This window comes from Chamaesiphon polymorphus CCALA 037 (assembly GCF_003003845.1).
Classification (GTDB): domain Bacteria; phylum Cyanobacteriota; class Cyanobacteriia; order Cyanobacteriales; family Chamaesiphonaceae; genus Chamaesiphon; species Chamaesiphon polymorphus.
In genome coordinates this window covers 1-5312 of the sequence record NZ_PVWO01000414.1, presented here as the reverse complement: position 1 = coordinate 5312, position 5312 = coordinate 1, and the positions used below count along the sequence as shown (strand labels likewise).

At 42.5% G+C, this 5312-nt stretch carries 5 protein-coding genes; all 5 read left to right on the top strand.

What is annotated here, in order from left to right; genetic code table 11:
• Positions 1-105: 105 nt before the first annotated feature.
• Positions 106-1308 (top strand): glycosyltransferase family 2 protein, encoded by a 1203-nt coding sequence (locus C7B77_RS23210; RefSeq protein ID WP_106310507.1) that lies wholly within the window; start codon positions 106-108, stop codon positions 1306-1308.
• A gap of 15 nt (positions 1309-1323) precedes the next feature.
• Positions 1324-2193, top strand: a complete 870-nt coding sequence (locus C7B77_RS23205; protein WP_146138468.1) for a hypothetical protein — start codon at positions 1324-1326, stop codon at positions 2191-2193.
• Positions 2194-2200: 7 nt separating this feature from the next.
• On the top strand, positions 2201-3199 hold the full coding sequence (locus C7B77_RS23200; RefSeq protein ID WP_106310501.1) for an NAD-dependent epimerase/dehydratase family protein: 999 nt from the start codon (positions 2201-2203) through the stop codon (positions 3197-3199).
• 106 nt (positions 3200-3305) lie between these two features.
• Positions 3306-4157 (top strand): MBL fold metallo-hydrolase, encoded by an 852-nt coding sequence (locus tag C7B77_RS23195; protein WP_106310498.1) that lies wholly within the window; start codon positions 3306-3308, stop codon positions 4155-4157.
• Between the two features lie 21 nt (positions 4158-4178).
• A partial coding sequence (locus C7B77_RS23190) for a F390 synthetase-related protein (RefSeq protein ID WP_106310510.1) occupies positions 4179-5312 on the top strand: 1134 nt, incomplete at its 3' end.

Below are 5312 nucleotides of genomic sequence, written 5' to 3'. Positions count from 1 at the left end.
GAGCGGGGAGCGGGGAGCGGGGAGCAGGGAGTTGAGAGTGTGAAATAGCAACCTAACTTGCGCCGCCTAGTACTAATAATAAACTGTATCTGTCAGGGCAAATATATGAACCTTTTAATTCTATCGATCGGGTTATTATTTTTAGCTGAAAGAATTGGTAAATACCTGGCGATCGAAAACTTTTTTCAGCGCGAAGATGAGATCGACAGATCGACAGATCCACTTGTTGAATCGCAAGTCAGTATCTTGCAACCGATTCTGAGTGGCGATCCTACGTTGTGGGATTGTCTGGCTGGGAACTTACAGATGACAACTAGTTATCCTACTGAATTTTTGTGGCTGATCGACGATGATGACGCAGAGGCACAAATCGGCTGTCGGCAATTAATCGATCGATACCCAGATGTTAGCGTCAAGCTGATTTCATTACCACAAGCCCCAGCGCGAATCAGTCCCAAGATGTTTAAATTAATTGAAGGATTGCAGCAGGCACAAGGTCAGATTATAGCGGTGCTAGATGACGATACAACTTTACCCGATCGAGGACTCGATCGCGCGATTCCATTTCTCGATCGACCTGCAGTTGGAGTTGCCTTTGGCTTACCTTATTATCTGAATTTTTCAAATACTTGGTCTGCGTTAGTATCTTGCGTTGTCAATAGTAGTAGCCTGTTAACCTACGTTCCTTATACGTTTTTGACAGCACCTTTTACAATTAACGGAATGTTTTTTGTGATGAAGCGCGAAGTTCTCGATCGGGTCGATGGCTTTTCAGGACTAGAAACATCCATTGTCGATGATTTTGCGATTGCTAAACACTTTCGATCGCATGGCTATCTGCTAGCCCAAACTCCCGTTTGTCATGGCATCAGTACCAAAATTAAAGATGCTAATCATTATTTTAGTCTCTTAAATCGTTGGTTTATTTTTCCGCAAGAATCAATTCTCAAATCGATAAGTATTCGCGAACTCGCTATATTTTATAGTACGGCACTGATTTCGACATTCATCCCAACGATAGTTGTCGGCTATCTGGTCTTATTCCCTTCTATGTCCGCTGCAATTTACACACTTATCTATTTTGGTGTCAATGCTTATATTTTGACACAATTCAATACTAAATATCTCAACAAGGCCACACCCGATCGGTATATCTTGTTATTATTAGCGATCCAACTGATTATGCCACTGCACATTATTTTAGCTTTACTTTCGCCCCGGCGGATCGAGTGGCGGGGGAAAACGATCGAACTTAATGCTGATGGCAGCTTTGAAATTATCAAACAGCGGAGCGCACCAGAGATTTAAACGAGTTAACAGTTAATGAAAATCGTCATCTGGGGTTGCATTATAGGCATAGCAAGTATGATTTTGCTGTGGACTTTGGGAGAAACATTGTGGTGGTGGTATTTGTGGAGCAAATCTACAAGATCGGTTACTACGTCCCAAATGCCATGGCAAAATGCGGTAATTTTTTTGACTGGCATTAGTAATTATACCAGCGAAGATTTAGCACCAGAACAAAAATATTTTTTGCAAGAATTAGGCGATCGCATCGATGTAGATCTCATTATAGCTACACCTTTTCCCTACGATAGCTCGACTGCTCGCGAATTTTCCAGATGGCAGATTTGGCAATATTTAGGAGGTAGAGAATTGCCATTGTGGTTAATCTCGCTATATAACTTTTGGCAAACGGTATTAGTAACAATCTTAGAAAAAATCTACGGCAATACCATCGCTCGATGTATTAGCAATCGACTGGGAACTGCCGCATCGCTAGATAGTAATTTATGGCTGATTTGTGGCAGTATTGGTGCGGGACTTGCCTTAGCTGCTGCGCCAATACTTCGGGAGGAATTACAAGTCAACCTAATTATTATTGCGTATGGCGGGGTATTTAAAGCATCGGCGGGATTCGATGCTGTCGATCGATTTTATCAGTTGACGGGGAGCCAGGATAATTGGGCTAAACTTGGCAAATTTATCTTTCCCGGACGTTGGTTTCCTACAGGCGCATACGCAAGAGCGATCCGCGAGAATCGAGCGATCGAGCAATCTACTGGCACTCATCAACATCTAGAATATCTGAGCGATCGACAATCGCTAATTTCAAATTCAACTTATCGCATATTAACATTAAATACAATAACTCAACTCTCGATTTGGCAAGAAAAAGGTGTAGAAATTTAATACTCTCATGAGAAGTTTAATAACTGGGGCGACGGGATTTTTAGGCAAACAATTGGTAGTTAAACTCAGCCAACTCGGACATGAAGTTACGGCCTTAGGGCGTAATTCTACCATTGGCGATCGACTAGTCACAGAAAATGTCCGGTTCGTATCTAGAGATTTGAGAGATCGAGAAGGCATAATTGCCGATCTGCAAGGACAAGACTATGTTTTTCATTGTGGTGCCTTATCTTCCCCCTGGGGCAAAGAGCGAGATTTTTATGAGATTAATTATTTAGGTACTAAAAATGTCATTGAAGGCTGTCAAATCCATCGGATTAAGCGATTAATTCATGTGTCTACATCTGCTGTTTATTGCGATTACCGCGATCGCTTAAATATTTTAGAGGATACACCTTTACCCATCCCCGTTAATGCTTATACGCGCAGCAAACAATTAGCCGAACTCGAAGTTAGCAAAGCATACCAAGCTGGCGTACCGACAATTACGATCAGACCGCGCGGTATTTTTGGCCCTGGCGATACGGCAATTTTACCCCGATTGATGAGAGCAAATCGGCGCGTAGGGATTCCTTTTATCGATCGAGGTCGAGCCTGTATCGATATTACCTATATAGATAATGTCATCGATGCTTTATTGCTATGCCAAACTGCGCCAGATACTGCATTAGGCAAGATTTTTAATATTACCAATGGAGAACCAATTACTGTTGCTAACTTATTGACAAAACTATTTACAAAGTTAGATGAACCGTGCCGACTCAGACCTATTTCACTGCGCGCGGCGAATTGGACTGCATCGCTAATGGAACTTATTGCCAATACAATATTGTTGGGCAAAGAACCCATTCTCACTCGTTATACAGTAGGATTACTAGCTTATAGTCAAACCTTAGATATTACGGCAGCTACTCACGAATTAGGCTATCAACCTCGCGTGAGTATCGATAGTGGATTAGATATTTTCGCTCGATGGTATCAAACTCATACTAATCCAGGCTGCTAGTTATGAGAGGGTAGAGGGTAGTTAGAAAATGACAGCATTCGTCTTACTCTCTATTCGCTAAATACTGATAACTAGTAACTAGCAACTTACGTTAATAGCGATCGATATGTCACTTAAAATTAAATTTTTTTCAGCCGGATATTGCACGCATCCAGAAGCGGTAGTCATCCGCGATGGCAAATGGCAATCGGCTAATTTTCCTTCTCTATTTGCCGCGATCGTCCATCCAACGCTCGGCGTAATTTTATTCGATACTGGCTATTCTAGTCGATTTTTTCAAGAAACTCGTGCTTTGCCATTGCGGTTATACGCTCTAGCTACGCCTGTATATTTCCAGCCAGCAGACAGTGCTGTTTCTCAGCTCCAACAAGCAGGTATTTCGCCAGACTCGGTAAACTATATTATTATTTCTCACTTTCATGCCGATCATGTTGGCGGTTTGCAAGATTTTCCAAATGCGCGATTTATCTGTTTTAATTCTGCCTATCAAGCAGTAAAAAATCGGCAGGGATGGAGTGCTTTGAAGGCTGGTTTTTTACCAGGATTATTACCTACTGATTTCGAGCGTCGCCGCATCTCGGTAGAAGATCTCCAGACTGTTTTATTACCCACACAGTATCATCCATTTGACACTGGCTGCGATCTGTTTGGCGATGGTACTCTCTTAGCTGTCGAACTCCCCGGTCATGCTACGGGACAACTAGGCTTATTTGTGGTTGATGCTGACGAACGCAGTTATTTTCTAATTGCCGATGCTTGTTGGCTCAGTCGCGCTTATCAAGATTTTATCAAACCACATCCGATCGCCAGTCTCATTTTTGCCAACGATCGAGAGTATGTAGATACACTCGCCAAAATTCATCAATTGCATCAGCTCAATCCAGATCTAAAGATCGTTCCCACCCATTGTGCGAAAACTTGGGAGGGATTAAAGAGATCGATGACATCATCATTATAGTTTAGATTAAATTAATACTCAGTGAACGATAAATTAGCAATCTTACGGCAGTATTTAGTAACAAAATACGTCCGAAAATTTAAGAGCCGCCAGCAACTTTCAGCTTGGCAAAATACTAAAGTTATCAATTTTCTCGCCGAAATATTACCCAAATCTCGATTTTATCGCGATCGATACCAGGGCTTGGATCTGAGTGATTGGCAAACATTCCCGATCGTGTATAAATCGGCAATGATGGCCAACTTTGATGACTTAAATACAGTCGGAATTACTAAAGACTCAGCCTTTAAACTCGCGATTGAAGCTGAAACAACGCGCAACTTTACTCCGACCATTCAAGGGTATACGATCGGGTTATCTTCGGGGACGAGTGGCAATCGGGGCTTATTTCTCGTCAGCCCAGCAGAGCGGCAATTATGGGCGGGAACGATCTTAGCAAAAGCACTACCGCACTCGATTTTTACACCCGAACGGATTGCTTTTTTTCTCAGAGCTAATAGCAATCTTTATGAAACAGTCCAACGCCAACGCATTCGCTTTGAGTATTTCGATTTATTTGCTGCTGTCGAAAACCACCTCGAGCGGCTCAACAAAATCGATCCGACAATTTTAGTCGCCCCACCTTCAATGTTAAGGCTGTTAGCCGCTGCTCGATCGAGTGGCGAGCTAAAGATACTCCCAGAGAAAATCATCGCCGTGGCGGAGGTGCTAGACCCCTTAGACGCGACATATTTGAGCGAATGTTTCGGTCGTACTATCCATCAATTGTATCAATGTACCGAAGGTTTTTTAGGCAGTACTTGTGTCTATGGTACGCTACATCTCAATGAAGATATCTTAGTAATTCAAAAAGAATATATCGATCGCCAATTGGGAAAATTCATGCCGATTATTACAGATTTTAATCGGCGAACTCAACCAATTATTCGCTATCGCTTGGATGATATTTTAACCGAACGACAAGATCCGTGTCCCTGTGGCTCGGTATTCACAGCTTTAACCAGCATCGAAGGACGATGCGACGATATTTTTTGGTTACCCGATCTCACTGGCGAGAGATTAATATCGATATTTCCAGATTTTATCCGCAGAGCCATTATGACAGCTTCCGCAGATATTCAGGAATATCGAGTCGTGCAAATCAGTCCGACGGCG

Excerpts from the sequence above, each read along its gene's own strand:
- C7B77_RS23195 (WP_106310498.1), top strand. The coding sequence starts at position 3,306 with ATGTCACTTAAAATTAAATTTTTTTCAGCCGGATATTGCACGCATCCA.
- C7B77_RS23210 (WP_106310507.1), top strand. The coding sequence starts at position 106 with ATGAACCTTTTAATTCTATCGATCGGGTTATTATTTTTAGCTGAAAGA.
- C7B77_RS23200 (WP_106310501.1), top strand. The coding sequence starts at position 2,201 with ATGAGAAGTTTAATAACTGGGGCGACGGGATTTTTAGGCAAACAATTG.
- C7B77_RS23205 (WP_146138468.1), top strand. The coding sequence starts at position 1,324 with ATGAAAATCGTCATCTGGGGTTGCATTATAGGCATAGCAAGTATGATT.